The sequence below is a fragment of the uncultured Caulobacter sp. genome (genome assembly GCF_937900395.1).
Taxonomy (GTDB): domain Bacteria; phylum Pseudomonadota; class Alphaproteobacteria; order Caulobacterales; family Caulobacteraceae; genus Caulobacter.
Map to the genome: position 1 here is coordinate 12,579 of NZ_CALCDX010000101.1, position 26,577 is coordinate 39,155.

The 26,577-nt window shown below is 68.6% G+C and carries 21 protein-coding genes, 1 tRNA gene and 1 pseudogene; 12 read left to right on the top strand and 11 right to left on the bottom strand.

From position 1 onward, the window contains the following. From Q0379_RS08830 to Q0379_RS08840, 3 genes are read right to left on the bottom strand one after another with little or no spacing between them, the layout of a single operon-like run. Complete coding sequence (locus Q0379_RS08830) at positions 1–189, bottom strand: hypothetical protein (protein WP_299007217.1); 189 nt, start codon at positions 187–189, stop codon at positions 1–3. Further along, positions 186–1,370 (bottom strand): PepSY domain-containing protein, encoded by a 1,185-nt coding sequence (locus tag Q0379_RS08835; RefSeq protein WP_299007219.1) that lies wholly within the window; start codon positions 1,368–1,370, stop codon positions 186–188. Before Q0379_RS08835 ends, Q0379_RS08830 begins: the two co-directional genes overlap by 4 nt. Then, the gene (locus Q0379_RS08840) at positions 1,280–3,445 is read right to left on the bottom strand and encodes a TonB-dependent siderophore receptor (protein WP_299007221.1); all 2,166 of its coding nucleotides are present in this window, start codon (positions 3,443–3,445) and stop codon (positions 1,280–1,282) included. Before Q0379_RS08840 ends, Q0379_RS08835 begins: the two co-directional genes overlap by 91 nt. 350 nt (positions 3,446–3,795) lie before the next feature. Here Q0379_RS08840 and Q0379_RS08845 point away from each other — a divergent pair, with 350 nt between their 5' ends. The 7 genes from Q0379_RS08845 (at position 3,796) to cobA (ending at position 13,243) form a co-directional block, all read left to right on the top strand. Continuing rightward, positions 3,796–4,368, top strand: coding sequence for an ANTAR domain-containing protein (locus Q0379_RS08845; protein WP_299007223.1), 573 nt, complete (start codon positions 3,796–3,798; stop codon positions 4,366–4,368). Beyond that, positions 4,365–5,510, top strand: coding sequence for a CmpA/NrtA family ABC transporter substrate-binding protein (locus Q0379_RS08850; RefSeq protein WP_299007225.1), 1,146 nt, complete (start codon positions 4,365–4,367; stop codon positions 5,508–5,510). Before Q0379_RS08845 ends, Q0379_RS08850 begins: the two co-directional genes overlap by 4 nt. A 234-nt stretch (positions 5,511–5,744) precedes the next feature. After that, complete coding sequence (locus Q0379_RS08855) at positions 5,745–6,965, top strand: nitrate/nitrite transporter (RefSeq protein ID WP_366519308.1); 1,221 nt, start codon at positions 5,745–5,747, stop codon at positions 6,963–6,965. 24 nt (positions 6,966–6,989) lie between these two features. Beyond that, a complete protein-coding gene (gene nirB, locus Q0379_RS08860) occupies positions 6,990–9,455 on the top strand; it encodes a nitrite reductase large subunit NirB (RefSeq protein ID WP_299007227.1) in 2,466 nt (821 codons plus the stop codon). Further along, the gene (gene nirD / locus Q0379_RS08865) at positions 9,452–9,802 is read left to right on the top strand and encodes a nitrite reductase small subunit NirD (protein ID WP_299007230.1); all 351 of its coding nucleotides are present in this window, start codon (positions 9,452–9,454) and stop codon (positions 9,800–9,802) included. Before nirB ends, nirD begins: the two co-directional genes overlap by 4 nt. 2 nt (positions 9,803–9,804) lie before the next feature. Next, positions 9,805–12,483 carry a nitrate reductase gene (locus tag Q0379_RS08870; RefSeq protein ID WP_299007233.1) on the top strand — a complete coding sequence of 893 codons (2,679 nt, stop codon included), beginning with the start codon at positions 9,805–9,807 and terminating at the stop codon, positions 12,481–12,483. Then, positions 12,473–13,243, top strand: coding sequence for a uroporphyrinogen-III C-methyltransferase (gene cobA, locus Q0379_RS08875; RefSeq protein ID WP_299007235.1), 771 nt, complete (start codon positions 12,473–12,475; stop codon positions 13,241–13,243). The genes Q0379_RS08870 and cobA overlap by 11 nt, the downstream gene beginning before the upstream one ends. Positions 13,244–13,266: 23 nt before the next feature. Here cobA and Q0379_RS24175 read toward each other — a convergent pair whose 3' ends face one another. Genes Q0379_RS24175 through Q0379_RS08885 form a run of 3 tightly spaced genes read right to left on the bottom strand, consistent with a single transcriptional unit; the run spans position 13,267 to position 16,081 of the window. Further along, positions 13,267–13,644 carry a MerR family transcriptional regulator gene (locus tag Q0379_RS24175; protein ID WP_366519309.1) on the bottom strand — a complete coding sequence of 126 codons (378 nt, stop codon included), beginning with the start codon at positions 13,642–13,644 and terminating at the stop codon, positions 13,267–13,269. Continuing rightward, entirely contained in the window at positions 13,641–14,087 is a 447-nt protein-coding gene (locus tag Q0379_RS08880; protein WP_299007237.1) for a MerR family transcriptional regulator, read from the bottom strand. The genes Q0379_RS24175 and Q0379_RS08880 overlap by 4 nt, the downstream gene beginning before the upstream one ends. Next, a complete protein-coding gene (locus tag Q0379_RS08885; RefSeq protein WP_299007239.1) occupies positions 14,087–16,081 on the bottom strand; it encodes an acetyl/propionyl/methylcrotonyl-CoA carboxylase subunit alpha in 1,995 nt (664 codons plus the stop codon). Before Q0379_RS08885 ends, Q0379_RS08880 begins: the two co-directional genes overlap by 1 nt. Positions 16,082–16,103: 22 nt before the next feature. Here Q0379_RS08885 and Q0379_RS08890 point away from each other — a divergent pair. Next, positions 16,104–20,010: pseudogene (locus Q0379_RS08890) on the top strand (LamG-like jellyroll fold domain-containing protein). Continuing rightward, a complete protein-coding gene (locus Q0379_RS08895) occupies positions 20,007–20,498 on the top strand; it encodes a heme-binding protein (protein WP_299007241.1) in 492 nt (163 codons plus the stop codon). Before Q0379_RS08890 ends, Q0379_RS08895 begins: the two are co-directional and overlap by 4 nt. Here the strand turns inward: Q0379_RS08895 and Q0379_RS08900 are convergent. Beyond that, positions 20,491–21,507, bottom strand: coding sequence for an N-acetylmuramoyl-L-alanine amidase (locus Q0379_RS08900; protein ID WP_299007243.1), 1,017 nt, complete (start codon positions 21,505–21,507; stop codon positions 20,491–20,493). The genes Q0379_RS08895 and Q0379_RS08900 overlap by 8 nt on opposite strands. Positions 21,508–21,580: 73 nt before the next feature. Continuing rightward, positions 21,581–22,153 carry a type 1 glutamine amidotransferase family protein gene (locus Q0379_RS08905; RefSeq protein WP_299007245.1) on the bottom strand — a complete coding sequence of 191 codons (573 nt, stop codon included), beginning with the start codon at positions 22,151–22,153 and terminating at the stop codon, positions 21,581–21,583. Positions 22,154–22,204: 51 nt separating this feature from the next. Between Q0379_RS08905 and msrB the strand changes: the two genes are divergently transcribed. Both msrB and Q0379_RS08915 read left to right on the top strand, forming a co-directional pair. Continuing rightward, a complete protein-coding gene (gene msrB, locus Q0379_RS08910; protein ID WP_299007247.1) occupies positions 22,205–22,684 on the top strand; it encodes a peptide-methionine (R)-S-oxide reductase MsrB in 480 nt (159 codons plus the stop codon). Between the two features lie 125 nt (positions 22,685–22,809). Then, complete coding sequence (locus tag Q0379_RS08915; RefSeq protein ID WP_299007250.1) at positions 22,810–23,424, top strand: alpha/beta hydrolase; 615 nt, start codon at positions 22,810–22,812, stop codon at positions 23,422–23,424. Here Q0379_RS08915 and Q0379_RS08920 read toward each other — a convergent pair. The 3 genes from Q0379_RS08920 to Q0379_RS08930 all read right to left on the bottom strand — a co-directional run bounded on the left by Q0379_RS08920 (position 23,421) and on the right by Q0379_RS08930 (position 25,252). Next, positions 23,421–24,248: an oxidoreductase gene (locus Q0379_RS08920; protein ID WP_299007252.1), complete on the bottom strand. Its 828-nt coding sequence runs from the start codon at positions 24,246–24,248 to the stop codon at positions 23,421–23,423. The two genes, Q0379_RS08915 and Q0379_RS08920, sit on opposite strands and share 4 nt — an antisense overlap. Positions 24,249–24,316: 68 nt before the next feature. Beyond that, a complete protein-coding gene (locus Q0379_RS08925) occupies positions 24,317–25,057 on the bottom strand; it encodes a LamG-like jellyroll fold domain-containing protein (RefSeq protein ID WP_299007254.1) in 741 nt (246 codons plus the stop codon). A 110-nt stretch (positions 25,058–25,167) separates the two neighbouring features. Then, positions 25,168–25,252 (bottom strand) — tRNA-Leu (locus tag Q0379_RS08930). 99 nt (positions 25,253–25,351) lie between these two features. On the opposite strand from Q0379_RS08930, the gene Q0379_RS08935 reads away from it, so the two are divergent. Next, positions 25,352–26,577: terminase gpA endonuclease subunit (locus tag Q0379_RS08935; RefSeq protein WP_299007256.1), on the top strand; the 1,226-nt coding region annotated here is incomplete at its 3' end.

Here is a 26,577-nt window from a genome sequence, read left to right on the forward strand (position 1 = left end):
TCAGCGCCGACGCGCGACCAGCGCCCAGGCAAGCACAACGATCGAGCCCGCCAGCGCGCCGGCGCCGACCGCATCCCAGACGCCGTCGCCGAGCAGGGCGGCGAGCAGGCCAAAAACGCTCAGTGACCCGACCCCGATCGGGACCCGGAACACCTGCCACAAGGTCAGATGATGCCCGCCGGACTTCATCGCGCGCGCTTCCGCTTGGCCAGCCAGAGATAGAGACCCGACCCCAGAATCACGATCGTGGCGAGGTCCAGCAGCGCCCAGACCACCTTGAGGCCAAGACCTCCGTAGTCGCCAAAGTGCAGGGGCTGCGAGAGGGACAGCGCCTTCACGTACCAAGGCGTCGGCGCCACCGCCGCGAGCTGGCCCGTCCGCGCGTCGATCAAGGCGGGGGTCGTCAGGTGCGCGGTCAGCGGCGTGTCGCCATGGAAGAAGACCGCGTAGTGATGATCGGTCGAATAGCTCGAGCCGGGAAAGGCCACGAACTGCAGCGTCATGCCGGGCAGGGCGGCCTTCGCGCGGTCCACGGCCGCTTGCAGGGAGCTGCGCCGGCCCAGTGGCGCGGGAGCGGCATAGGCGTGCGTCAGCTCCTTCAGCGCGGTGTTCTTCCAATAGTCGATGATGGGCGTCGCCAGGGTGTTGACGACGCCGGTCGCGCCGACGACCAGCACCCAGGCCACGGTCACCGCGCCCAGCAGGTTGTGATAGTCCAGCCAGCGCGTCCGCGCCTGCTTGCCAGATCGCACCACGCCGAACGGCAGGCGGCGCATGAATGGCGCGTAGAGCACGACGCCCGAGACCACGGCCGCGATCAGCAGCAGGCCCATGAGTCCGAGAAACAACATTCCCGGCAGGCCCAGGAACATGTCGGTGTGCAGCTGGAGCAGAAACTCCATGACGGGGTGGCCGGCGACCAGCGGTGCGGCGTCGCCGCTGGTCTGGTCGATCGGCTGGAAGCTGTAGACGCCCGCCTTGCCGCCCGGCTCGACGCTGGTGACGTTCACCACCGGCCGGTCCTCGTCGAAGCTCATGAAGGCCGGGACCTCGCCTGGTTTGCGCGCCAAGGCCGTCTCCAGCACCTGGTCGAGGTTCAGCCTGGGCCCGTCCGGACGCGCCGGCCGCCAGGGCTCGCTGAGCAGGACGTGCTCGATCTCGTGCGTGAACACGAGGGGCAAACCGGTGAGGCACAGCATCAGCAGGAAAGCGGTCGAGACCAGGCTCGACCACTTGTGAACCCACGACCAGGCGCGGAGCGTCCGGGCCCTCATCCGGTCTAGAAGTCCGTGCTGACCGACAGGCGCAGGGTGCGCGGCGCGCCCAGCGTCAGGTAGTTCGCGCCGGGATACCCGCCGACCGCGACCCACTGGTCCTTGCCGGCCAGGTTCTCGACGCGGGCGCGCAGGGTGACCGGGCGGCCGCCGGCCTCGAAGGCGTAGCGGGCGCCGGCGTCGAGGCGGGTCCAGGCGTCCAGGCTGACCGTGTTGGCGGCGTCGGCCGGTTGTGAGCCGGTGTGGGTCACGCGCCCCTCGACGGTCAGGCCTGGCGCGGCCTTCACGTCCCATTCGACGTTTAGATTGGCCTGGAAGTCCGGAACGCCAATCGGCGGCTTGCCCGTCAGACCCGCCGTCAGGGCGCGATTGACCTTGGCGTCCAGCCAGGTCGCGCCGCCCAGCAGGCGCAGGCCATCGAGCGGCTGGCCATAGACCGTCAGCTCGACGCCCTTGTTCTCCTGCTCGCCGCCGTCGGTGTAGCGACGGCTGGCGGTCTCGAAGAACTCGCTGGGCTGGGTCGTGCGGAAGAGGCTGACCGCGCCGCCGAACGCGCCGGCGTCGTACTTGGCGCCCACCTCGGTCTGCTTGCCGCGGAACGGCGACAGGATCTCGCCGGCGTTGGCCACGGCCACGCCGTTGATCTGGGCGGGCGCGGTCTTTCCGGGAACCAGCGCTTCGGCATAGTTGGCGTAGAGCGAGACCTTGTCGCTGGGCTTGAACACCGCCGCCAGCGCGGGCGTCGTGGCGTGGCCGTCATAGGCGGCGTTCCGCGCGCCGGTGTTGTAGTCGTACGAGCGCGTCTGGACGTCCTGGTAACGCAGGCCGGCGGTCAGCAGCAGCTTGCCGTCCAGCACCGACACGGTGTCGGCGATGGCGAGGCTCTGGTTCTTGGCGCGTTCGGTGACGTTCGGGTCCGACTTGGAGCCGCCCACGAAGAAGTCGGGGTTCGGGGAGGCCGCCGCGACGGGGCGGTAGAGGTTGCTGGCGAAGCCGGCGAAGTTCGAGAAGGCGTAGGCGTTCCTGGATTTCAGGTTCACCGAGGCGACCGAGGCGACGATGGCGTGACCGATCGGCCCCGTCTCGAACTTGGCGCGCAGGCCGGCGTCGGCTGAGACGATGGTGTCCTTGCGCACGTTGTCGAAGCGATAGGCGGAGAGCGTCCCGTCCGGCTGGGCCGTCGGGTTGGCCAGCACATTGTCTTCCTTGCCCTTGCGGCCGCCGACGGCGGCCCAGGCGCTGACCGTGTCGGTCAGGTCGAACTCGCCGCGCGCCGCCCCGAACAGCTGGCGCTCGTCGGTATAGGTCCAGGGCTGGGCGAAGTTTTCGCTGGCGTCCGGCGCCTTCGGGATCGCGCCGGCCGGAGTCACGGTCGGGCGAGGCGCGTCGATGTGATGGTCCTGCCAGCCGAGATCGGCCGAGAAGCGCGCGCGGTCGCCGCGACGGTCCAGGCCCAGGCCGACGACCTTCAGGTTCCGCTTCTCGTTGTCGACCGCCGTTTCGCCGTCGCGCAGGGACAGGTTCACGCGCGCGCCGTAGGCGTCGTTCTCGCCGAAGCGGCGGGCCACGTCGGCCGAGCCATAAAATTGGCTTCCGCCGTCCCAGCCGGCGGTGAAGCGGGTCAGCGGGGCGCCGGGCGCGCGCTTGGGCGCCAGGTTGAAGGCGCCGCCGACGCCGCTGCCGCCGGGCGCGGCGCCGTTCAGGAAGGCGTTGGCGCCGCGGAACACGTCAACCCGTTCCACCAGTTCGGCCGCCACGAACTGTCGGGGCAGAACCCCATAGAGGCCGTTATAGGTCATGTCGTCCGAGAACACGGGGAAGCCGCGGACGATGTACAGCTCCTGAAAGTTGCCGAAGCCCTTGGAGACGCGGACGGTCGGGTCGTTCTGAAGGACGTCGGCGATGCTGCGCGCCTGCTGGTTACGAACCAGGGCCTCGGTGTAGCTGGTGATCGCGAACGGCGTGTCCATCGTGTCGAGCGCGCCCAGCAGGCCGACTCGCGCGCCCTTGGCGATCTGACCGCCGGCGTAGGCGGGGGGCAGGCGCACCTGCGAGCCGGTGATGACGACCGCGTCCACCCACGAGTCGTCGGCTTGGCGGGCGAGCGCGGGACCGGCGAGAGCGGCGCAAGCCAGCGATGACGACAGCAGCCAGGCGAAACGAGGAGGCATTGCGAGATCCAGATATTGCGAGTGCGTCGCAGTATCTGCATTGGCGCCGGCTTTCAAGGTTTCTCTGATCGATGCCGCCGCCTCTGCGTCGCTCACCGTCCAAACCGAATTCATCTTTTCATTAATTCCCGACTAAATTGGTCAGCTATGCGTCATGGCTCCTCGTCCACATCGCCCATGAGAAGGTGTCGACGGAAAGGGGCGTAGGGAGACCTGGCCTCGGTGGGCGGCTTGAAGCGCTTTCACGGACGAATTTGACGGCGCCTGTGATTTGGGCAGTTTTGACTTTGCGAAAGGCAGCGGCGTGGCCGCGCTCCACAAATGCCTCCGCGAACGCCTAGGTCAGGCTCATGCGCGTTCTCGTCATAGATCCCGATCAGGTCCGGGCCGAGCTGGTGGTTGAAGGGCTTGAGGGTATCGAGCCCCTCGAGGTGCGCCATTCGGCCCTCTATGACGAAGCCGAAGTCCTGTCGTTCGCACCAGATGTGGTGGTCATCGCCGCCGAGAGCCCCGACCGCGACACGCTCGACAGCCTCAAGGAGTCGAGCCACGGCCATCCGGTGGTGATGTTTGTCGACCGATCCGAACCGGGTCTCGCCGAGCAGGCGGTGCGCGCCGGGGTGGCCGCCTATGTGGTCGATGGCCTGGCGCCGAACCGCGTACGCTCCATCCTGGACGTGGCCATGAGCCGGTTCGCCCTGACGCGCCAGCTTCGTAGCGATCTGGCTAGGGCGAAGGCGGACTTGGAGTCGCGCAAGGTCGTGGACCGGGCCAAAGGCCTCCTTATGAAGGAGCGGGGCCTGGACGAGGACGGGGCCTATCGCCTGTTGCGCAAGCTGGCCATGGATCGCGGCAAGCCGATCGGCGTGATCGCCGCGGACCTCCTGGCCTTCGCGGGCGTGCTGAAGGGGGATGCTTCGTGAGCGGCCTGTCTGAGCTCCGCCTCGGCTTCATTCCGCTGACCGATTGCGCGCCGCTGATCGCCGCCCAGACCCAAGGCTTCTTCGAGGACGAGGGGCTGGCCGTCGAGCTGGTCCGCGAGGCCTCCTGGGCGACCGTCCGCGACAAGGTCGCCGTCGGCGCGCTGGACGGCTCCCATATGCTGGCGCCGATGGCCCTAGCGACGGCTGCCGAGGAATCCGGTAGCGCCGTGCTGGCGCCGTTGGCTTTGAACCGGAACGGCAGCGCCATCACGGTTTCGATGGCGCTGTTCGAGGCGCTGGGCGGGGTGTCGACGGACATCGCAGGGCAGCCGCCCTCCGCCGCGCGCCTCCAAGCGCTGATCGCCGAGCGGCGCGCGCGGGGCGATGGGCCGTTGACCTTCGCCGTCGTCTTTCCCTACTCGATGCACAACTATCTGCTGCGCTACTGGCTGGCGCAGGGGGGGATCGACCCGGACCGCGACGTACGCCTCGTCGTGATCCCGCCGCCGCGCATGGTGGAGCGGATGCGGGCGGGGGAGATTGACGGCTTCTGCGTCGGGGCGCCTTGGAACGCCGTCGCCGAGCTGGAGGGGATAGGGCGCATCCTGGCGACTTCGTCTCAGCTTTGGCCGGGCGGACCGGACAAGGTCCTCGGGGTAAGCGGTTCGCTGGCCGCCCAGAAACCCGACGAGTTACGCGCGCTTTTGCGGGCGATCATTCGCGGAGCGGCCTGGGCGGACGCCCCCGAAAATCGCGACGCGCTCATCGCGCATCTCGCCGGCCCCGATCGTATCGAGGCGACGCCGACGGCGATCGCCAGGGCCCTGGAGCACGAGTTGATCTTCCACCGGGACGCCGCCGGGCTGCCGCGCCGCGAGCATGGCCTCTGGTTCCTGTCCCAGATGATCCGCTGGGGACAGATCGACGCGAGCCAGGACCCGAACGCCATCGTCGACCAAGTCTATCGGCCCGATCTCTATCGGGAGGCGGCCTTGTCGCTAGGTCCCGTCTTGGAGCCGGCGCTCGTGTTCGCCGACGCCGTCGCCCCCGTCGACGCGCGGCTTTTTGACGGACGCCCGTTCGACCCGAACGCCGCGCGAGCCTATGCCGAGAGCTTCGACATCGGCCGCGTTCAGGGCTGATCTGCCTTCTTCGTGGGCGCCGTCCCTGCCTCAATGATGAGCAAGTGAGCGCCGGGCGTTGATGGCGGTCTCCACGTCTCGGGCCCGCGTGACAGATCGCCCGGCATCGTTTCCCCTCTAGTTCAGGCCAACGAACAACGGCGTTCGCGGCTGCCAGAGGACCGCTCGGATGCGGTCAGCCACCCGGAGCGACGACGCTCCGCTCTCGCAGACACGCAAACATCCGAGGCCGTCATGATCTCCCGCGACTTCCTGAAGGCCGGCCATGCGCCGACCCTGTTCGCCGCCTTCCTCTATTTCGATCTCAGCTTCATGGTCTGGGTGATCCTGGGCCCGCTGGGCGTCGCCATCGCCAAGGACTTCCATCTCGATCCCGCCCAGAAGGGCCTGATGGTGGCCGTTCCCGTCCTGGCCGGCGCCGTGCTGCGCCTGGTCAACGGCGTGCTGGTCGACCGGATCGGCCCGAAGAAGACGGGCATGATCGGCCAGCTGATCGTGCTGGCGGGCCTGGTGCTGGCCTGGGCGGTCGGGATCCACAACTATCATCAGGTGCTGGCCCTGGGCGTGATCCTGGGCGTGGCCGGCGCCTCGTTCGCGGTCGCTCTGCCGCTGGCCTCGCGCTGGTATCCGCAGGAGCATCAGGGCTTGGCCCTGGGCATCGCCGGCGCCGGCAACTCGGGCACCGCCTTGGCGGCGCTGTTCGCGCCGGCCCTGGCCAAGGCCTTCGGCTGGCAGGCCGTGATCGGCCTCGCCGCCATCCCGCTGGCGATCGCCTTCGTCGTCTACATGCTGCTGGCCAAGGACGCGCCCGAACAGCCCGCGCCCAAGAAGCTGAGCGAGTACCTGGACGTCCTGAAGATCCCGGACGCCTGGTGGTTGATGCTGCTCTACGCGGTCACCTTCGGCGGCTTCGTCGGCCTGGCCTCGTCGCTGACCATGTACTTCAATTCCGAATACGCCCTGGACCCGGTGATCGCCGGCTTCTTCACGGCGGCCTGCGTATTCGCCGGCTCATTCATCCGACCGGTGGGCGGGGCCCTGGCCGACCGCTTCGGCGGGGTGCGGACGCTGAGCTTCGTCTACGCTCTCGCGGCGATCGGTCTGACGGTCGCCAGTTTCCAGCTGCCTTCGGCCTACATGGCCCTGGCGGTGCTGATGTTCTCGATGCTGGCGCTAGGCGCCGGCAACGGCGCGGTCTTCCAGCTGGCCCCGCAGCGCTTCCGGAGGGAGATCGGCGTCATGACCGGCCTGATCGGCATGACGGGCGGCATCGGCGGCTTCTACCTGGCCTCCACCCTGGGCTTGGCCAAGAAGATGACCGGCTCCTACCAGTCCGGCTTCATCGGCTTCGCCCTGCTGGCGGTGTTCGCCCTGGTCGCCCTCCACAGCCTCAAGGCCCGCTGGCGCGCCGTTTGGCCGAGGCTGCACGGCGACACCGTCTCGATCCGCGTCTGACCCCTCCGACAAGCGAGATAACCCATGACGAGAGAACGTCTTGTCGTCATCGGCAACGGCATGGCCGGCTGCCGGGCGGTGGAGGAAGTGCTCAAGCGCGATCCCTCCCGCTACGACGTCACCATCTTCGGCGCCGAGCCGCGGGTGAACTACAACCGGATCATGCTGTCGCCGGTGCTGGCGGGTGAAAAGACCTTCGATGACATCGTCATCAACGACGAGGCCTGGTACCGCGACAACGCCATCACCCTGCACGCCGGCCGCGCCGTCACGGCGGTCGACCTGGAAAGCCGCAAGGTGGTCGCCGAGGGCGGTCTGGAGGTCGGCTACGACAAGCTGATCCTCGCGACCGGCTCGGACCCGTTCCGACTGCCGCTGCCGGGGAGCGACCTCAAGGGCGTCGTCACCTTCCGCGACCTCGACGACGTCGAGGCGATGGTCGAGGCTTCCGGCAAGCCGGACGCTCGCGCCGTGGTTATCGGCGGGGGCCTGTTGGGTCTTGAGGCCGCCTATGGCCTGGCCCGCCGCGGCATGCGCGCCACGGTCGTCCACCTGATGGACGTGCTGATGGAGCGCCAGCTGGACGAAAGCGCCGGCTACCTGCTGCGCGAGGCGTTGGCCGAACGGGGCGTGGAGACCGTGCTGGGCGCGCACTCCGAAGAGATCGTTGGCGACGATGGCAAGGTCGCTGGGCTCAGGCTGAAGGACGGTCGCGTCCTGCCGTGCGACCTGCTGGTCATGGCCGTCGGCATTCGCCCGAACGCCGCCCTCGCCAAGGCGGCCGGTCTGCAGGTCAATCGCGGGGTCATCGTCGATGACGCCATGCGCGCCTCCGATCCGGCCGTGTTCGCCGTCGGCGAATGCGTCGAGCATCGCGGGAATTGCTACGGTCTGGTCGCTCCCATCTGGGACATGTGCCGGGCGCTGGCCGAGGCGCTGACGGAGGGGCGGGGAGCTTACCAAGGCTCGGTTCTCTCGACCCGCCTGAAGGTCTCGGGCGTCGACGTCTTCTCGGCCGGCAAGTTCGCCGGCGGCGAGGGGTGCGAGGACATCGTGTTCCGCGACGCGGCGCGCGGCGTCTACAAGCGGGTGGTCATCGAGGACGGCAAGGTCGCCGGCGCGGTGCTGTTCGGCGATGCGGCCGACGGCGGCTGGTACTTCGACCTGATGAAGGCGGGGACCGATGTCGCCGAGATCCGCGAGACCCTGATCTTCGGGCAGGCCATTACGGAGGGGCTCTCGGGCCTGGACCCTAGCGCGGCCGTTGCGGCCATGCCCGACACGCAGGAAATCTGCGGCTGCAACGGCGTCTGCAAAGGGGCGATCACCTCGGCCATCACGAGCCAGGGCCTGACCACGCTGGACGATGTCCGGGCCGTCACCAAGGCCTCGGCCTCGTGCGGATCCTGCACGCCGCTGGTGGAGCAGGTCCTTCGCCTGTCGCTGGGCGACGACTTCAAGGCCCAGACCGGGCCCAAGCCGATGTGCAAGTGCACGCATCATCCGCATGGCGAGGTGCGCAAGGCGATCGTCGAGCTCGACCTGAAGTCCATGCCCGCCGTCTTCCAGGCGATGGAGTGGACCACGCCCGACGGCTGCGCCTCGTGCCGCCCGGCCCTGAACTACTACCTGCTGTGCGCCTGGCCGGGCGAGTACGTGGATGACAGCCAATCGCGCTTCATCAACGAACGCGTCCACGCCAACATCCAGAAGGACGGGACCTATTCGGTCGTGCCGCGGATGTGGGGCGGCATGACCAGCCCCGCCGAGCTGCGGGCCATCGCTGACGTCGCCGACAAGTACGCCATTCCGGCCGTGAAGGTGACGGGCGGCCAGCGTATCGATCTTCTGGGCGTCAGGAAGGACGACCTCCCGGCCGTGTGGGCCGACCTCAACGCCGCCGGCATGGTCAGCGGGCACGCCTACGCCAAGGGGCTGCGTACGGTGAAGACCTGCGTGGGCAGCGACTGGTGCCGGTTCGGCACCCAGGACTCCACGGGCCTCGGGATCAAGCTCGAGAAGTTCATGTGGGGCTCGTGGGCGCCGGCCAAGGTCAAGCTGGCCGTGTCGGGCTGCCCTCGCAACTGCGCGGAGTCGACCTGCAAGGACATCGGCGTGATCTGCGTCGACAGCGGCTACGAGATCCACGTCGGCGGCGCCGCGGGCCTGCATATCCAGGGAACGCAGCTGCTGACCAAGGTCGCGACCGAGGACGAGGCGATCGCGGTGATCGCCGCGGTCATGCAGATGTACCGCGAAGGCGGCTGGTACCTGGAGCGCATCTACAAGTGGATGGCGCGGATCGGTCTCGACGCGATCCGCGCGGCGACGGTGGACGACCTCGACAGCCGCGCTGCGCTCTTCACCCGCTTCGTGAAGTCGCAGGAGACCGCCCAGATCGATCCCTGGGCCGAGCGTGCGACCGGCGGCGTGGCGGCCGGCGAGTTCGCGCCGATGGCGACCCTTCCGATGGAGATGGCGGCCGAATGACCCTTCAGGCGCACATTGACCCCGACTGGCGCGATGTCGGCGCCGTGGCCGATATCCCCGAGCGCGGCGCGCGTAGGGTGGCCACGGCCCAGGGCGACGTCGCCGTCTTCCGCACCGGCGACGGACAGGTCTTCGCCCTGGTCGACCGCTGTCCGCACAAGCACGGCCCCCTGAGCCAAGGCATCGTCCACGGCCACGGCGTGACCTGTCCGCTGCACAGCTGGGTCATCGACCTAGCCACCGGCCAGCCCACCGGCGCCGACGCCGGCAAGGGCTGCACGCCCATCGTGCCGGTGCGCGTCAAGGACGGCCGCGTCCTGCTCGCTCAGCCCGTGGCGGCGGACTGACGATGGCCGACGGCTCCGCCGCCCTGCGAAGCGTCAAGACGACCTGCGCCTATTGCGGCGTGGGATGCGGCGTCGCGGGCGCGGTGGGGGAGGGGCGCTCGGTCCTGATCACCGGCGACGGGGCGCATCCGGCGAACGCGGGCCGGCTGTGCTCCAAGGGCTCGGCCCTCGGCGCCACCGTGGGCCTGGAAGGCCGGCTGCTGGAACCGACGATCCACGGCAAGAGCGCGAGCTGGAGCGAAGCCACGGCGCTGGTGGCGCGGCGTTTCCGGGAGACGATCGCCCGACACGGCCCAGACAGCGTGGCGTTCTACGTTTCCGGCCAGCTGCTGACCGAGGACTATTACGTCGCCAACAAGCTGATGAAGGGCTTCATCGGCTCGGGCAACATCGACACCAACAGCCGCCTGTGCATGGCGTCGGCTGTCGCCGCCCACAAGCAGGCCTTCGGCGCAGACCTCGTGCCGGGCTGCTACGAGGACCTGGACGTGGCGGATCTGGTCGTCTTCAGCGGCCACAACGCCGCCTGGACCCATCCGGTGCTGTTCCGGCGCATGGAGCAGGCCAGGGCGCGGGGCCAGAAGCACGTGGTGATCGATCCGCGCCGCACCGACACGGCCGAAGGCGCGGACCTACATCTGGCCATCGCCCCGCAGAGCGACGTGCGTCTCTGGAGTGGCTTGCTCGCGGACCTGATCCGGCGGGGAGCGATCGACCGCGACTACATCGCCAGTCACGTGAACGGCTTTGAGCAAGTCGTCGCCGCGCTCGCCGAAAACGACCAATCGCTTGGCGCCGTCGCCGCCGATTGCGGCGTCGCGAGCGGGGACCTGCGGACGTTCTATGACCTGTTCGCCGCGACCGAGCGAACCGTCAGCCTCTTTTCCATGGGCGCCAATCAGTCCTCTCAGGGCGTGGCCAAGGGGCTCGCGATCATCAACGCCCACCTCGCGACCGGCCGCATAGGCAAGCCGGGCGCGTGCCCGTTCTCGATCACCGGCCAGCCCAACGCCATGGGCGGACGCGAGACGGGCGGCATGGCCAACACCCTGGCCGGGCACATGGACTTCGCGCCCGAGGATCGCGACCGCGTCGCCCGCTTCTGGGGCGCGCCTGACACCGCCCGCGCGCCGGGGCTCAAGGCCGTCGAAATGTTCGAGGCCGTCAGGGACGGACGGATCAAGGCGATCTGGGTGATGGCCACCAATCCCGCGGTCAGCCTGCCAGCCAGCGGCGCGGTCCGCGAAGCCCTCGCGGCGTGCCCGTTTGTCGTGGTCTCTGACTGCGTGGAGACCGACACGACGGCCTTCGCCCACGTCAAGCTGCCGGCCCTGGCCTGGGGCGAGAAGGACGGCACGGTCACCAACTCCGAGCGCCGCATCTCGCGCCAGCGGGCCCTGTTCCCCGCGCCGGGCCAAGCTCGCGCGGACTGGAAGATCATGGCCGACGTCGCCAGCGCCATGGGCTTCGACGGCTTCGGTTGGGCCAGCAACGCGGCGGTGTTTCGCGAGTGGGCGCGTCTCACGGCCTATGAAAATCGCGATCGCTTCCTGAACTTGACGGGCCTGTCGGCTCTGACCCCGCAGGCCTACGACAACCTCTCGCCGATCCAATGGCCCGTGCTGTCGGGCGGCGAGGGGACGCCTCGCCTGTTCGCCGATGGTCGTTTCCAGACGCCGGACGGCCGCGCCCGCATGGTTGCGGTCGCGCCGAAGGGGCCCGCCGAGGCGACCAGCGCGGCCTTCCCGATGTCGCTCAACACCGGGCGCATCCGCGACCAGTGGCACACCATGACCCGAACGGGGCTGGCCCCGGATCTCTGTCGCCACGCCCCCGAGCCCTATGTCGAAATCCATCCGGACGACGCGGAAGCCTTGGGCCTAAAGGACGGCGCCTTGGCCAGGGTGACGACCGCGCGAGCCGAGGCGGTGGTCGTCGCCAAGGTCAGCGATCGCCAGCGTCGTGGCTCGCTGTTCGTGCCCATGCACTGGACCGACGCCTTCGCGCCGTCTGGGCGCGCCAACAGTCTGGTGTCGCCGAACATCGACCCGACCTCGGGTCAGCCGGAGTTCAAGCACACCCCCGCTCGCGTGCGACCTTATCGCGAGACCTGGAAGGGCTTCTTCTTGAGTCGATCCGCCCTCAAGTCCCCGCTCGGGGCGGATCTTGTCTGGCGGCGTATCCCCCAAGACGCCTGCCAGCAGCACGAGTTCGCCGGCCGGGGCGACGCTGTCGAGCGCGACGCCCTCCGCAAGGTCCTGACCAAGAGGCTGGCCGGCGAACTCGTCACCTACGAAGACGCCGCCACCGGCGCCCGTCGGGAAGCCTGGGTGGAGGGCGACCGCCTGGTCGCCGTTCTTTACATGACAACGACCGGCCGCCTGCCGCCTCGGGACTGGCTGGTTGATCTGTTCCAGGCGGATCTGACGGCCGAAGCGCGCTCGGCCCTGCTGTTCGGGCGTCCGCTAGGCGCGCCGGCCGACAAGGGGCCGATGGTCTGCGCCTGCCTGAAGGTTGGGGCCAAGGCTGTCTCCGCCGCGATCGCCGCGGGCGCGGACACAGCCGACGCCGTTGGCGGGGCGACGGGGGCGGGGACCAACTGCGGATCCTGCCGTCCCGAAATCACGCGCCTGATCAACGCCTTCCTCATAACGCCCAAGGAGCCCGTCCATGCTGGTTGAGAACAAGCTCGGCAAGGTGCTGCTGGTTGGCGCCGGACCCGGCCCGGCAGATCTCATGACGGTTCGCGCCGTGCGCGCGGTCGAGAGCGCGGGGGCCTTGCTCTACGACGCCCTGTGCTCCGAAGAGGCCGTCGCGCTGGCGCCGCCGGGCTGCGTCCGGATCCAGACCGGCAAGCGCGCCGGCAAGCCCAGCATGAAGCAGGACGAGATCAATCGCCTGATGCTGCGCCTGGCGCGCCGAGGTCTGCAAGTCGTGCGCCTGAAGGGCGGAGACCCCTCGATCTTCGGGCGCGTGGGGGAGGAGATGGCGTTCCTGAACCGCTTTGGCGTCGAGACCGAGGTGGTGCCCGGGGTCACCGCCGCCTGCGCCGCCGCCGCGCAGTTCGGCTTCCCGCTGACCCATCGCGGCGAAGCGCGACGCGTCGTCTTCACCACGGCGCGCGTCGAGGACGGCGCCATGGCGGGCGACTGGCGGATCGGCGGTGATCCCGAGGCGACGGTGGCCGTTTATATGGGCGCCGAGGCCGCGCCGGCCTTGGCCCGGGCGCTGATGGCCGAAGGCCGCACCGCCAGCACGCCCGTGGCGGCCGTCGAGAACGCCGGCGCGCCGCATGCGCGGCTGACGGAGATGACCCTGGCCGATTTGGGCGCCGCTCCCCTTCGAAGGGGAGGCGGGCCGCTGCTGATTGTCGTGGGCGAGGTCGCCGCGTTGGCGGTCGATCGATCCAGTCAACACGCCGACCAGAGGGCTTTCGCATGAACGCCTCTTCGCCACGCAAGCCCTTATCGATGGGTCAATCGTGCGTCCAACGCCGCCCGCAGGTGCTCTAGGCTCGGCGGAACGGATGGCGAGCACCAGGCGATCTCCCGAACAGAAAATCCCTCGCGTCGCATATGCGCGACCAGGCGAACGCGCTCCAGGGCTTCGTCCGTGGGAAGGCGGCGACCGGCCCTACGCTCGAACGCGACGACCCCGGCGTCCTCCCAACGCCGCAGCGTCGAGGTGGAGAGGCCGAGCTTGGCGAGCAAGCGAGCGACGGGCGAGGCGGGGGAGGGAGCTGCGGCCTCCCCGCGCGCGCGGCGCGCTTGGCGTTCGGCTCTGGCGAACATCGCCTCCGCCGACTTGGTGATCGGTCCGGCATAGTCTTGGCGGGAGATCATAGCGGGCTGGCCGGGGGGGCGCTGCTCTCCTGCCCGCCAGCTCCGTGATCGGCGAACGGCGGCTCGGCCGGATCACTGCCGATGGTATCGAGCATCGTCTGCAGGCGGGCGACGTCGCGCTTGCGGTCCTCCAGGATCATCGCCAAAGCCAGGCCAAGCTCGCGCTTCTGCGCGGCCGGATTGGAGCGCAGCGCCATCAGGCGGCGGATCGCGGCGATCGGTAGGCCCACCTCGCGCAGGGCGACCACAGTCCTCAAGGTTTCGAAGGCATGGGGATCGTAGGCGCGAACGCCGCCAGCCAGACGATGCGCTCGGACCAGGCCTTTGTCTTCGTAGTGGCGCAAGGTCCGGGACGTGACGCCAAGCTGGCGCGCGGCTTGGTGGATGGGAGCCACGCGCCAAGGTGCGGCTAGCGGCGTCGACGGGGGGAGGGCCGTTTCCATCAGGCGAACTCCACCAGCACCTCGTCGGCGGCGACGGGGTCGCCGCCCTTGGCGTTGACGGCCTTGACCACGCCGTCGCGCTCGGCGCGGATGATGTTCTGCATCTTCATGGCCTCGAGCACGCAGACCACCTCGCCCTCGCGGACCTGCTGGCCGGCGGTGACGTCCATCGAGACCACCAGGCCCGGCATGGGCGAGAGCACGAGCTTGGAGGTGTCGGCGGCCTGCTTCTCGGGCAGCTTGTCGTGGAGATCGGCCGAGCGCGGGGTCAGGACCAGCACCCGGGCCTTGGCGGCGCGGTGGCGGATCGTGAAGCCCTCGGCGGCGGGCGTGACCTGCGCCGTGAAGGCCTTGCCGTCCAGCGCCGCCTTGAACACCGGCCTGCCCGGACGCCAGTCGATGTCGGTCAGGGCCAGGACGCGACCCTCGTCGAGCAGCTCAACGGTGATGTCGCCCTCTCCGGCCACCTTCACCCGACGCTTCTCATGGCCGACGGAGACGACCCACTCATCGCGGGGCGCCGACACCAGACCCGAGGCGTAGGACCGCGCGCGGGCGGCGTAGACGCGCTGCATGGCCGCGCCGACGGCGGTCAGGATGTCCAGCTGGGCGGGCGTCGGGTCGACCCCGGCGAAGCCCTCGGGGAACTCGTCCTTGATGTAGTTGGTCGAAATCTTGCCCGAGCCGAACCGCGCCTGGTCCATCACCGCGGCCAGGAACGGGATGTTCTGGCCCAGGCCCTCGATGTGGAAGTCCTCCAGCGCCCGGCCCATGCCGTCGATCGCCGCGCTCCGGGTCGGTCCCCAGGTGCAGAGCTTGGAGATCATCGGGTCGTAGTACATCGAGATCTCGTCGCCCTCGCGGACGCCGGCGTCGTTGCGGACCTTGTACGCGCCCTTGTCGCCTTCCGCCGGCGGGTCGTAGCGCACGAGGCGGCCGATGCTGGGCAGGAACTTGCGGTACGGATCCTCGGCGTAGATGCGGCTCTCGATGGCCCAGCCGTTGATCTTGAGATCCTCTTGCTTGAACGCGAGCGTCTCGCCCCAGGCCGAGCGGATCATCTGCTCGACCAGATCGAGGCCGGTGATCAGCTCGGTGACCGGATGCTCGACCTGCAGGCGGGTGTTCATCTCCAGGAAGAAGAAGCTCTTGTCCTGGCCGGCGACGAACTCGACCGTGCCGGCTGAGTCATAGTTCACCGCCTTGGCCAGGGCGACGGCCTGGGCGCCCATGGCCGCGCGGGTCGCCTCGTCCAGCAGCGGCGACGGGGCCTCCTCGATGACCTTCTGGTTGCGGCGCTGGATCGAGCACTCGCGCTCGAACAGGTGGACGACGTTGCCGTGCTTGTCGCCCAGCACCTGGATCTCGATGTGGCGCGGGCTTTCGATGAACTTCTCGATGAAGATCCGGTCGTCGCCGAAGCTGGCCTTGGCCTCGGCGCGCACGGCCGGGAAGCCTTCCTCGACGTCCTGGCGGGTCCAGGCGACGCGGATACCCTTGCCGCCGCCGCCGGCCGAGGCCTTGATCATCACCGGATAGCCGATCTGCTCGGAGATCTTCACCGCCTCGGCCGTGTCGGCGATCTCGCCGATGTGGCCCGGCACGCAGGAGACGCCAGCCTGGGCCGCGAACTTCTTGCTCTCGATCTTGTCGCCCATCGCCTGGATGGCGCCCGGGTTGGGACCGATGAACACGATGCCCTCGTCCGCGCAGCGCTGGGCGAAGCCGGCGTTCTCGGACAGGAAGCCAAAGCCCGGGTGGATGGCCTGGGCGCCCGTCTCTTTGCAGGCGGCGATGATCTTGTCGGCGACGAGATAGGACTGGGCGGCGGGCGACGGGCCGATGTGCACGGTCTCGTCGGCCATCTCGACGGCGAGGCTGCCGGCGTCGGCGTCGGAATAGACCACCACCGTGGCGATCCCCAGCCGGCGGCAGGTCTTGATGACCCGAACGGCGATCTCGCCGCGGTTGGCGATCAGGATTTTCGTGAACATCGGCAACTTCCGCCCGCCATTTTTGTGCTTTGCAGCATGGCCTATCAGGCCTTGTCGGGTTTGCAAGCCTGCCCTTACGGCGTTACACCCAGGGGGCGGAATGACACCGGTTTCCAAAATCGGGATAGCCGCTAGTCGGAGGAGACTGTTGCATGAAGGCGATTTTCCTGGGCTCGGCCTGCGCGCTGATCCTGGCCAACGCGGCGAGCGCCGCCCAGACCCCTGCCGAGCCAGGCTTGCTGTTCAAGCTGTCGGGCGACAAGGGCCTCGTCGCCGACGTCGCAGCAGGCGATCCCGTCCCCAACTTCGCCGACAAGGTCACGCCGATCGACGGCAAGGCCGACAAGGGCTTTCGCGCCGCCGACGACGGCGTCGTCTCGTGGAACGCGCCCAGCAACATCCTGGCCCAACGCGGCACGCTCTCCTTCTTCTGGCGCTCGGGCTATCCGGTCGGCGTTGCGCCGTTCGTGATCTTCCGCGTCGGTTACGCCGATCACTCCAGCTGGGACATGGCGTTCCTGCGGATCGACTGGAACGGTCACGGCTTCGACGCCTTCGTCACCGACAACGGCCTCGCCCGCACGCGGGTCTCGTTCAAGGTCGACAAGACCCCCGCTCCGGACGCCTGGACGCACCTGGCCTTCACCTGGGACGAAACCACGGGCGTCCAGCTCTATGTCGACGGCAAGCTGGCCGCCAAGAAGGAGGCCAAGGCCGTCTATGACGCCGGCCTCGACCAGTTTGGCGTCGCCGGCCGGGTGATCGCGCCGCATCAGGTGCAGAGCCGCTACAACTTCACGCGCGGCGGCGATCTGGACGAACTGCGCGTCTACGACCGGGCGCTGGACGGCTCGGCCATCGCCGCTCTCGCCCGCAACGAAGCGCCGACCCTGGCCGCGCCCGTCGCCACGCTCGACGATCCGGCCGTCCACGCCGCCTGGAAGCAGCGCTACGGCTGGAACAAGGACCTGCCGCCGATCCTCGCCGACGCCCAGACGACGATCCGCAAGGTCGAGATCGCCGACGCCAAGGACATCAAGCAGTGGATGTGGCGCGCCAATGACGGGATTCCGGAGACGACCTGGCCAGGCGTCTACAATCGCTCGCGCCTGCCCGGCCGCGACGACTATTTCCAGCTGCCGGACTGGAACGTCTATGTCGACGGCGGCAAGGCCCTGACGCTGACCCTGCCCGACGAGCCCATCAATCGCCTGGAGATCCAGGGCCCGGCCTACGGCGCCCTCTCCTGGTCGGCCAAGGCGGGCGACAAGCCGACCGGCGTCGGCGCCCGCGCCAAGGACCAGCAGCGCACCGTCACCGCCCTGGCCCAGCCGCTGAAGGGCGGGGTCCTGACCTTCACCAACGTGGCGCAAGAGACGCCGATTCAGGAGTTATGGGCCTATAACGTCTCCGCCGGCGGCGAGCCGAAAGACGCCTTCAAGATGAGCTACACGGTCCGCGCCGACGTGGCGTCGGACTATCTGAACCTCGCCGACCTCAACGCCTACATCACCGGCCGTCACCCGGCGGGCGAACGCGCCACCGTCGTGGCCATTCCGGAGGGCGCGCCCAACCGCCCCCGCCCCGCCACCGATCTGGCTGCCAAGGGCCTGCCGATTGTCCACGTCCTGATCCCGTCGGGCTTCGGCGACGCCCCGGCCGCCAAACCGCTGGCCCGCAACTGGGCCTATGGCTGGGAGAACGCCCGCGACGGCCTTGATGGGATCGCGATCGACATTCCCGCCCTGCCCGGCGCGGCCGGAACGATCATTCCGCTGAACATCCAGGTGAAGGACCCGATCTGGCCAGGCCGCAACATGATCGACGTCAGCGTCTCGGTGAAGGCCGGCGAGGCCCGCACCGTCTGGCTCGACCTGCGCGACCGCATCCTGACCGCCGATAGTCTCTATCTCACCCTCGCCGCCGACAGCAGCGACTTCGGGCCCAAGGCCCTCGACGGCGCCAAGATCCGCCTGGTGCTGAAGGACCGCGACAGGGCCAAGGTCGAACACATCGCCGACCGTCTGAACCAAGTGAAGGACAACTGGGCCTTCTTGGTCGAGGAGCACACGACCTCCAAGCGCCAGGGCCTCTATCGTCGCCTTTACGCCGACATCTCCGACCTGCTGCGCGTCGACCCCGACAACCAGATCGGCCGCGAGTACTGGGGCGACATCACCTATGGCAGCCAGGGCTGGCCGGCGTTCGAACAGCCCAAGCCCAAGGACGACACGCCGCTATGGGCCTTCCGTCAGCTGGAAGACCTCAAGCTGGTCTCCCATTACGTCAACTGGTGGATCGACGAGCGCCAGGCCGACTTCGGCGACTTCGGCGGCGGCCTGTCGGACGACACCGACCTTCTGCAGCAATGGCCAGGCCTGGCCTTGATGGGCGTCCAGCCGGACAAGATCACCCACTCGCTGAACCGCCTGACCGACGCCGTCTACAAGAACGGCATGTTCACCGATGGCCTCTCGACCATCGTGACCGACGAGCTGCACGCCTACGAAGAGGGCATCAACTCCAATTCGGAAGCGATGTACGTCAACTATGGCGACCCGCTGGCCGTGGAGCGCCTGTTCACGACGGTGAAGGCCCTGCCCCGCGTCGTCGACAAGAACCCGGCCGGCCACGTCCACTTCAACAGCAACTGGTACAGCGGCAAGATTTCGTACCGCGAAGGTCCGTGGGAGTGGCAAAAGCCCTATTCGTTCGGCGTCACCCACCCGTCGATCCTGATCAGCGACTTCAACGGCGACCCGACCGCGCGCGAGACGATCATCGGCCTTGCCGACGGCTATCTGGCGCACGTCCGGCCGGACGGCTCGTACCCCAACGAGATCAACTGGCGCACCGACGCCGAGCGTGGCGGCACAGTGCTGCAGGGCTCAGGCGCGGATGGCCCGTTCCAGGTGTTCTGGGCCGCTTACCGCCTGACCGGCGATCCCAAGTACCTGGTCCCGATCCAATGGCGGATCGGCAAGAGCGGCCTGAAGTCGCTAGGGTCGATCAACGAGAACGCCCTGACGGAAATGAAGCTGGGCGAGCCTAACAGGGACGCCCTGGTCAAGGCCGCGGCCAAGGGCGGCGCGTTCGAGCGTTACGCGGCCTGGTCGCTGACCGGCGACAAGGCGTACCTCGAGGACCTCTACGCGGACGAAATCCAGTGGAACGCCCAGCACATGTACATGCACACGGAAGGCCACTGGTGGTCGGACCGCGTGGAGTTGCCGTCCGACTACCTGCAGCGCACCCGCCTGGGCGGCATCGCCAACAAGCGCACCCAGATGACGCCGGGCCACGTCGTCTCCTGGCGCTTCGACAACGCTGACGGCGCGGACGTAGCGCTGCTGGTCAAGGACGCGACCAAGACCAGCTTCAAGGTCGTGGCGTACAACACCACCGACAAGCCGGTGACGGCGACCATGACCGGCTGGAACGTCGCGCCGGGTCAGTGGAGCCTGACTCAGGGCCTCGACGCCAATGGCGACGACGCCATCGACGGCGCGGCCCAGAGCCGCTCGGTCGCCTTCGAGCGCAGCCTAGGGACCCAGGTCGTGCTGGCGCCGCGCCAGACGATCGTCATCGACATGAAGCTGGAGAAGGCGGGCGATGATCCCGCCAAGCGCGCCGATCTCGGTGTCGGACGCGGCGACGTGACAGTGAAGGGCTCGGCCGTGACCGCGATCGTCCACAGCCTGGGCGCCCAGGACGCCGCGCCGGCCAGGCTGGAGCTGGTCGACGTGACGGGCAAGGTCCTGGCCAGCGCGCCGACCCCCGCGCTGAAGGCGCCGCGGGACTTGCTGCCCAAGGCCGCCTCGGTGAAGCTGAAAATCCCCGCCGGCGTGAAGGCTCAAGGTCTGCGTGTGCGGATCACAACCACCCAGCCCCAGAACACCCGCCTGAACGACGAGGTCGTGCTGCCATGAGAAAGTCCCTGACGCTGATCGCCGCCGGCCTCTGCCTGGCTGGCGGGCCCGCCCTGGCCCAAGCGGTCGCCCCGCCCGCGGCCCATCCCGCCTATGCCGCTCGGGTCATCACCCTGGCCGAGGCCAAGTCGGTGGTCGCCGCCGCCGAGACCGAGGCGCGCAAGAACGGCTGGTCCATGGTCATCACCGTGGTCGAGTCCAACGGCGCGGTCGTGCTCTCCGAGAAAATGGACGGGGCGCAGTACGGCTCGGGCGAGGTGGCGCTGAAGAAGGCCCAGACCGCCACCAACTTCCGCCGCCCGACCTCCGAGTTCCAGAACGCGGTGAAGGCCGGCACGCTGAACGCCATCTTCACCGGCGCCACGGCGATCGAGGGCGGTGAGCTCTTGCTGGCCGACGGCAAGATCGTCGGCGCGATCGGCGTCTCGGGCGGTTCGGCGCCGGAGGACGGGATCGTGGCCCGCGCGGCCGCGGCGACGCTCAAATAAGCGACTTCAGATAGGCTCGGAACGCGGCCATCGTCATCAGGCGGGCGGGGTCGGCCAAGGCTCCGCCCGGGTCGTTCTTGCGGGTCGGCGCCACCTCGTCGTGGCCCAGGACGCGATCTAGGCTGAAGGTCGCGGGGAAGGTCTTGGCCAGATACAGGCACAGGTTGGTCAGCGCCTCGAACTGGTCGAAGCTGTAGGGCAGATAGGTCCCGGCCTTGATGTTGCCGTCTGTCGCGACCGTGCGGACCTCCGAGGCGGCGAACCATTCGTCGTGGATCGACTTCCGCTGGCAGCGCCCCCGCGCGTCGAGCACGACATTGCCGGCGGCGTCGCGGACCGCGTTGAACCAAGGACAGAAGACGCCGTCCTCCTGGGCTTCATACAGGCGGCCAGGATTGTTCATTTCGAAGCCGACATAGTAGCGCGAGACCCCGGTCCGCTGGGTCACCGGACACTGGCTGACGCCGGCGTGCGAGCCCCACTCGCTCCACTCGAAGTTCTCAGGCAGGAAGATCGTCCCGGTGCGGCTGATTTCGCCGTAGTGAAAGCCGTTGGCCTGACCCGACCGCATCATGTCCGAGGTGCGGGCGTCGGAGTCCTCGACGCCGTTGCCGGCCTTCTTGATGCGATAGGCGTCGAAATGGACGATCAAGCCTTCCAGGCCGTTCGGCCGTCGGCCTTGGACGCGATGGCGGACCCCGTCGGCGATCTGGAAGCGCGGCGGGACGTAGTCGTGGAGCTGGCTGCGATCGGGACGTTCGGCGTCCTCCTCGGTCAGCGGCTGGAAATTGCGGCAGCCGCCCGCCCAGACGTACTCGCCGCCGCCCAGATCGAACCACTGGCTGACGCCAGAGACGAGGTCGCCCGTCACCGCGTTCCTGACGGGAAAACGCGTCCCCGCCTCGATGACGCGCGCCTTGTGAGAGGTCGTGCGAGGCTTGTCCCGGCGGACGTTCAGCCGTCCGGCCGCTTCGACCGACCCCCGCTCCGATGGAAACGGATCCGCCATGCCATCGCCCCCTATCGCACTTCACAGGCATAGCGGGCGCAGCGGTAAATTACAATCTTTGAGAGATTTCCCGCTAGGAGAACTCTCGCGCGAACATAGCCTCGAAGCCGGCGATCATCTCCTCGGCTTCCGGCGCCACAAGGCGCGCCACCGCGGCGGCGAACGTCACCGGCGCCAGGCCCGAGGCGCTGACCACCTTGCCGCTGCTGACGGCCTTGGGCGTGTCCAGGTAATGCTCCGAGCCCGCATAGCCGGGGACGACGCCCTCCAGCCAGTCCTTGCCGTTCGAGGTGTGCTGGCGGCCCTCGAACAAGCCCGCGCGCGCCAGGGCCGTCGTGCCCGCGCATATGCCCGCCACCGGCTTGCCGTCGGCGAAGGCCTGACGCACCAGCACCGTGATCGCCGGGTTTTCGCCCTTCGACCATTCATCGCTGCCGATCAGGATGAAGAGGTCGGCGTCGCTGAGCACCGGATCATCGAAGCGGTAGTCCGCGGCCGCCAGGATTCCGCCGATCGAGGTCTCCGGATCACCGGTCGGGGTGGCGATCTCGATCTGGACCTTCAGGTGCTCGCGCAGCAGGGCCAGCACGGGACCGGCCTCCCAATCGGCCCAACCCGGCTGCAGAAAGGCGACGGCGACGGTCATGATCACTCCTGGAACTACCCGTTCGGCGCGTGAGCGCCTACATTGGCTGTCATGACAGACGCAGCCATCCTTTCAACCGCCGGCTTCGATCTCACCCCGCCGACGGAGCCCGAACGCGAACGCCTGGAGGCCGACCTGACGGCCGAGGAGGCCCGCGTCCTCCTCCATCACGGCACCGAGGCGCCGTTCTGCGGCGGCCTGCTGGGCGAGAAGAACCCCGGCGTCTATTGCTGCCGCCTCTGCGGCCTGCCGCTGTTCAAGCACGAGACCAAGTTCGAGAGCGGCACCGGCTGGCCCAGCTTCTACGCGCCGTTCGCCGAGGACCATGTGATCGGGGTGCGCGACACCTCCTACGGCATGGTCCGCATCGAGACCCGCTGCGCCCGTTGCGACAGCCACCAGGGCCACGTCTTCCCCGACGGCCCGGAGCCGACTCGACTGCGCTACTGCATCAACTCGGTATCGCTGCAGTTCGTGAAGTCCGGCGATCCCCTGCCCGATCCGCTACATCGCGGCGACCGGATCGGGTGACGCGTTTGGGTGAGACGACGGTCTCGCCCCAGCTTTTCTTAATTCCTATCGAATTCATATGAATTGAGCGAACGCCGCGAAAGGCGCCATCTGCGCTCGACGGCCACCCGTGACCCGAGCGCATCATGATCCCCGCCCCGCACGCCTTCGAAACGCCGCGTCACCACCGTCGCGACGACGCCGACGGCCCGCCGATTCTGATTGTCCCGGGCCTCTACAACTCCGGCCCCGATCACTGGCAGACCCATTGGGAGCGCGAGCTCCCCAACGCCGAGCGCATCGAGCAGCAGGATTGGGAGCGCCCCCTGCTCGGCGACTGGACGATCAGCCTGGCCGAGGCGGTGCGCCAGCGACCGGGCGCGATCCTGGTGGCGCACAGCCTGGGCTGCGCCCTCGTCGCCCACTTCGCCCAGGTCACGGGCGGACGCGGCGTCGGCGGAGCGATGCTGGTCGCACCGGCCGACGTCAATCGCGAGGGGCCGGCAGGTCGTCTTCTGGTCGGCTTCTCGCCGATCCCGCGCCAGCGTCTGCCCTTCCCCAGCCTGGTCGTCGCCAGCCGCAACGACCCTTATGTCGAGATCGAGCGCGCCGAAGCCTTCGCGCGCGGCTGGGGCTCCGAGTTCGTCGACCTGGGCCGCGCCGGCCACATCAACGTCGACTCCGGCCATGGTCCCTGGGTGAAGGGACGGAGCCTGCTCAAGGGCTTGACCGACCGGGTCGAGGCGGCCCGGCGTCTCTAGAACGTTGTGTCCAACGCCACCGGGGTCCAAGCTTCGAGATCGGCCAGCAGCTTCTGGGCATGGTTGCGAACCATGTCCACCGCGTCGGCGCCCAGTTGCAGGCGCAGCGGCGTGACCTCGGCGGCCAAGGCCTTGGCGATCGCCTGGGCGGCCTTGGCCGGGTCACCGGGCTGGGTGTCATGCATGGCGTGGGCGAATTCGCGGGTCGGCCCCACCGTCTCCGCATAGGCGGGATTGGCCGGCATGTGGCGCATGGCGCCAGACGCCAGGTTGGTGCGGAAGGCGCCAGGCTCGACGATCAGCACCTTGATCCCGAACGGCGCCAGCTCGCCCGCCAGCGCCTCCGACAGCCCCTCCAGCGCGAATTTGCTGGCGCTATAGGCGCCGAAGCCTGGCATCGAAAGCTGGCCGCCCAGGCTGGAGATATTGACGATTGCGCCCGACTTCTGGACCCGCAGCGTCGGCAAAGCAGCTTGCGTCACCGCCACCGCGCCAAAGAAGTTGGTCTCCATCTGGGCGCGCAATTCGGCCATCGGCGTCTCCTCGACCGCCCCGACGACGCCATAGCCCGCGTTGTTGATCAGCACGTCGATGCGGCCAAAGCGATCGAGCGCGGCCTTGATGGCGATCTCCGCGTCGCCGGCCTTGGTGACGTCCAGCGGTTGGGCCAGCACCTGGCCGGGCGCCTCGGCGGCGAGCGCCGCCAGCTTGTCGACGCTGCGGGCGGCGGCGACCACCTTGTGTCCCTGAGCAATCGCATAGCGGGCGAAGGCCTCGCCGAAGCCGCTCGACGCCCCCGTGATGAACCAGACCTGCTCGGACATGCACGTTCTCCCGCTTTCACGCGCTGCGCACGCTGAACGAGTCGTTCTGGTTGCGCTACCGCGCGCGCCTAGATCGTGCGCAGCAAGGCTTCGGGCGCCAAAGCGCGCGGCGTGAAACGCGCCTCGCGCACCGCGCCCTTGAAGTAGTCGATCTTGTTCATCCGCGCGCCGACCGACGAGCGCCCCTGCCCTTGCGGCGTGAACGCGATCTCCGCCTCGCCCTGCAGCTGGCCGTTGACGAAGGCGCGATACATCTTGCCGTCATAGCTCTGGGCGACCCAGTACCACCGCCCGACGGGGAAAGTCTTGTCCTGGAACAGCAGGGTCTGCTTGTAGCCCGGGCCGGTGGCGAAGGCGTCGAGACTCCAGGCCTCCCCGGTGACGCGGATCTCGAACAGCATGCGCGTGACCGAAGGCGGCGCGCCGGGCGTCATGTCCTCCTCGTTGAGGTGGAACCAGCGCTGGGCGAAGACGCCGCCGTCGGGCCGGAACAGCGCTTCGAAGGTGAACTGGGACATGCCCGCCAGCGGATGGCGGTCGATCACCAGACGGTCGTCGACGCCGTCGAACTGCACCGCCTTTCCATAAGGCGTGTCGACCAAGCGCGGATCGCCCTCGGTGGTCGTGGCGACGCCGCCGATGTTGGTCAGACGATCGAAGGTCCAGCGCGTCTGATCGGGGGTGTCACGCGGTGGCCGCCGCCCCATCGCCGCGGCGTCGAGCCCCGCCGGCAGCGCGGCGAGACCGCCGAGCACGACTCGCCGCCCGATCGGTCGCGAAAGCTCGCCGAAGCCCTTGAACGCGGTCATGACGTCTCCTCCCCGATGCTTTTAATGACACCGGTATCAGCGTCGATGCTGCGGTCACGAAAGGTCTTTTTCAAGCCGAAACCGGCGCTTCGTTCAGAGGAAGAAAGAGATGGTGCGGGCGGTCGGGGTCGAACCGACACTCCTTTCGGAACCGGATTTTGAGTCCGGCGCGTCTACCAGTTTCACCACGCCCGCAGGCTTCGCAACGCGAAGGGTGGTCTTCCTAGCAGGCGTCGACAGCGAATTCCAGTCTCGCGACGACCAGTCTAGCATCGAAATCCACGGAGATTCCCGATGCCTCGTCCCGGCCCGCGCAACCTGATCACCGACGTCCCCGGCCTGACCGTGGGTTGCGTCGAAGACGAGGCCGTCCGCACGGGCGTGACGGTGCTGCTGTGCCCCGACGCCTGGACGGCGGCGGTCGACGTGCGCGGCGGCGGACCGGCCGTGCGCGAGACCGACACGCTGCGCCCAGAGAACAGCTTCTCCCGCGCCCACGCCATCTGCCTGTCGGGCGGTTCGGTGTTCGGGCTAGGCGCGGCGGACGGTGCGGCGATCGCCCTCTCCGCCCGGGACGTCGGGGTCAAGCTGGCGGCCGGTTCGCCCGCTATCCCGATCGTCCCGGCCGCCTCGCTGCATGACCTGGGCAACGGCGGCGACAAGGCCTGGGGTCTCTCGCCGCCTTACCGCGAGCTCGGCATGAAGGCCGTCGAGGTCGCGGCCGCCGACTTCCCACTGGGCGCGGTCGGCGCAGGTCGGGGGGCGATGGCGGGCGTGGTCAAGGGCGGCCTCGGCTCGGCCAGCGCGGAAACATCGAGCGGCCACAGGATCGCGGCCATCGTCGCCGTCAATGCCATGGGTTCGGCCACTATCGGCACCGGCCGGCATTTCTGGTCGGCCCCGTTCGAACAGAACGGTGAGTTCGGCGGCAAGGGCATGCCGCAGAACTTCGCGGCATCCGACATCGCGCTGAGGGCCAAGGGCGTCAATCTCACGGCCACCACCATCGGCGCCGTCGTCACCGATGCGGTGCTCACCAAGGCGCAGAACCGCTTCAAGCCGTTGATCGCGCAGAAGTGGGTGGACGTACAGGGCGACACCGCCGCGCTGAAGGCTTTCGTGAACACGTACCTTGGCGAGGTCTGGCGCGAAGAAGGCGATGGCGCCGACGCCGCCAGCGTCCTCGCACGCGTCGAAACGTACACCCTCGACACGCTGCTCGCCGCCCGCAAAGTGCGCCGCCGCACCGGCGGCGTCGACGTGCAAAAGGACCGCCTCGAATGCTCGCTTGTCGCCTGGGGCGATGGCGAGGAGGGTTGGCTTCTCGATCATCAGATTTTCCCCGGAGATACCGCCACGCCTGGCCCCTGGGAAGACCTTGACGAGTACCTGCGCGACACGCGCGTGGCCATGGTTTGCGTCGACGCGGGCTACAACACCTCGATGGCCATGGCGTTCTGCGATGGCAAACGGTGGGCTCTGCCTACCAAGGGCGTCACCGGCATGGGCCGCCCGTTGAT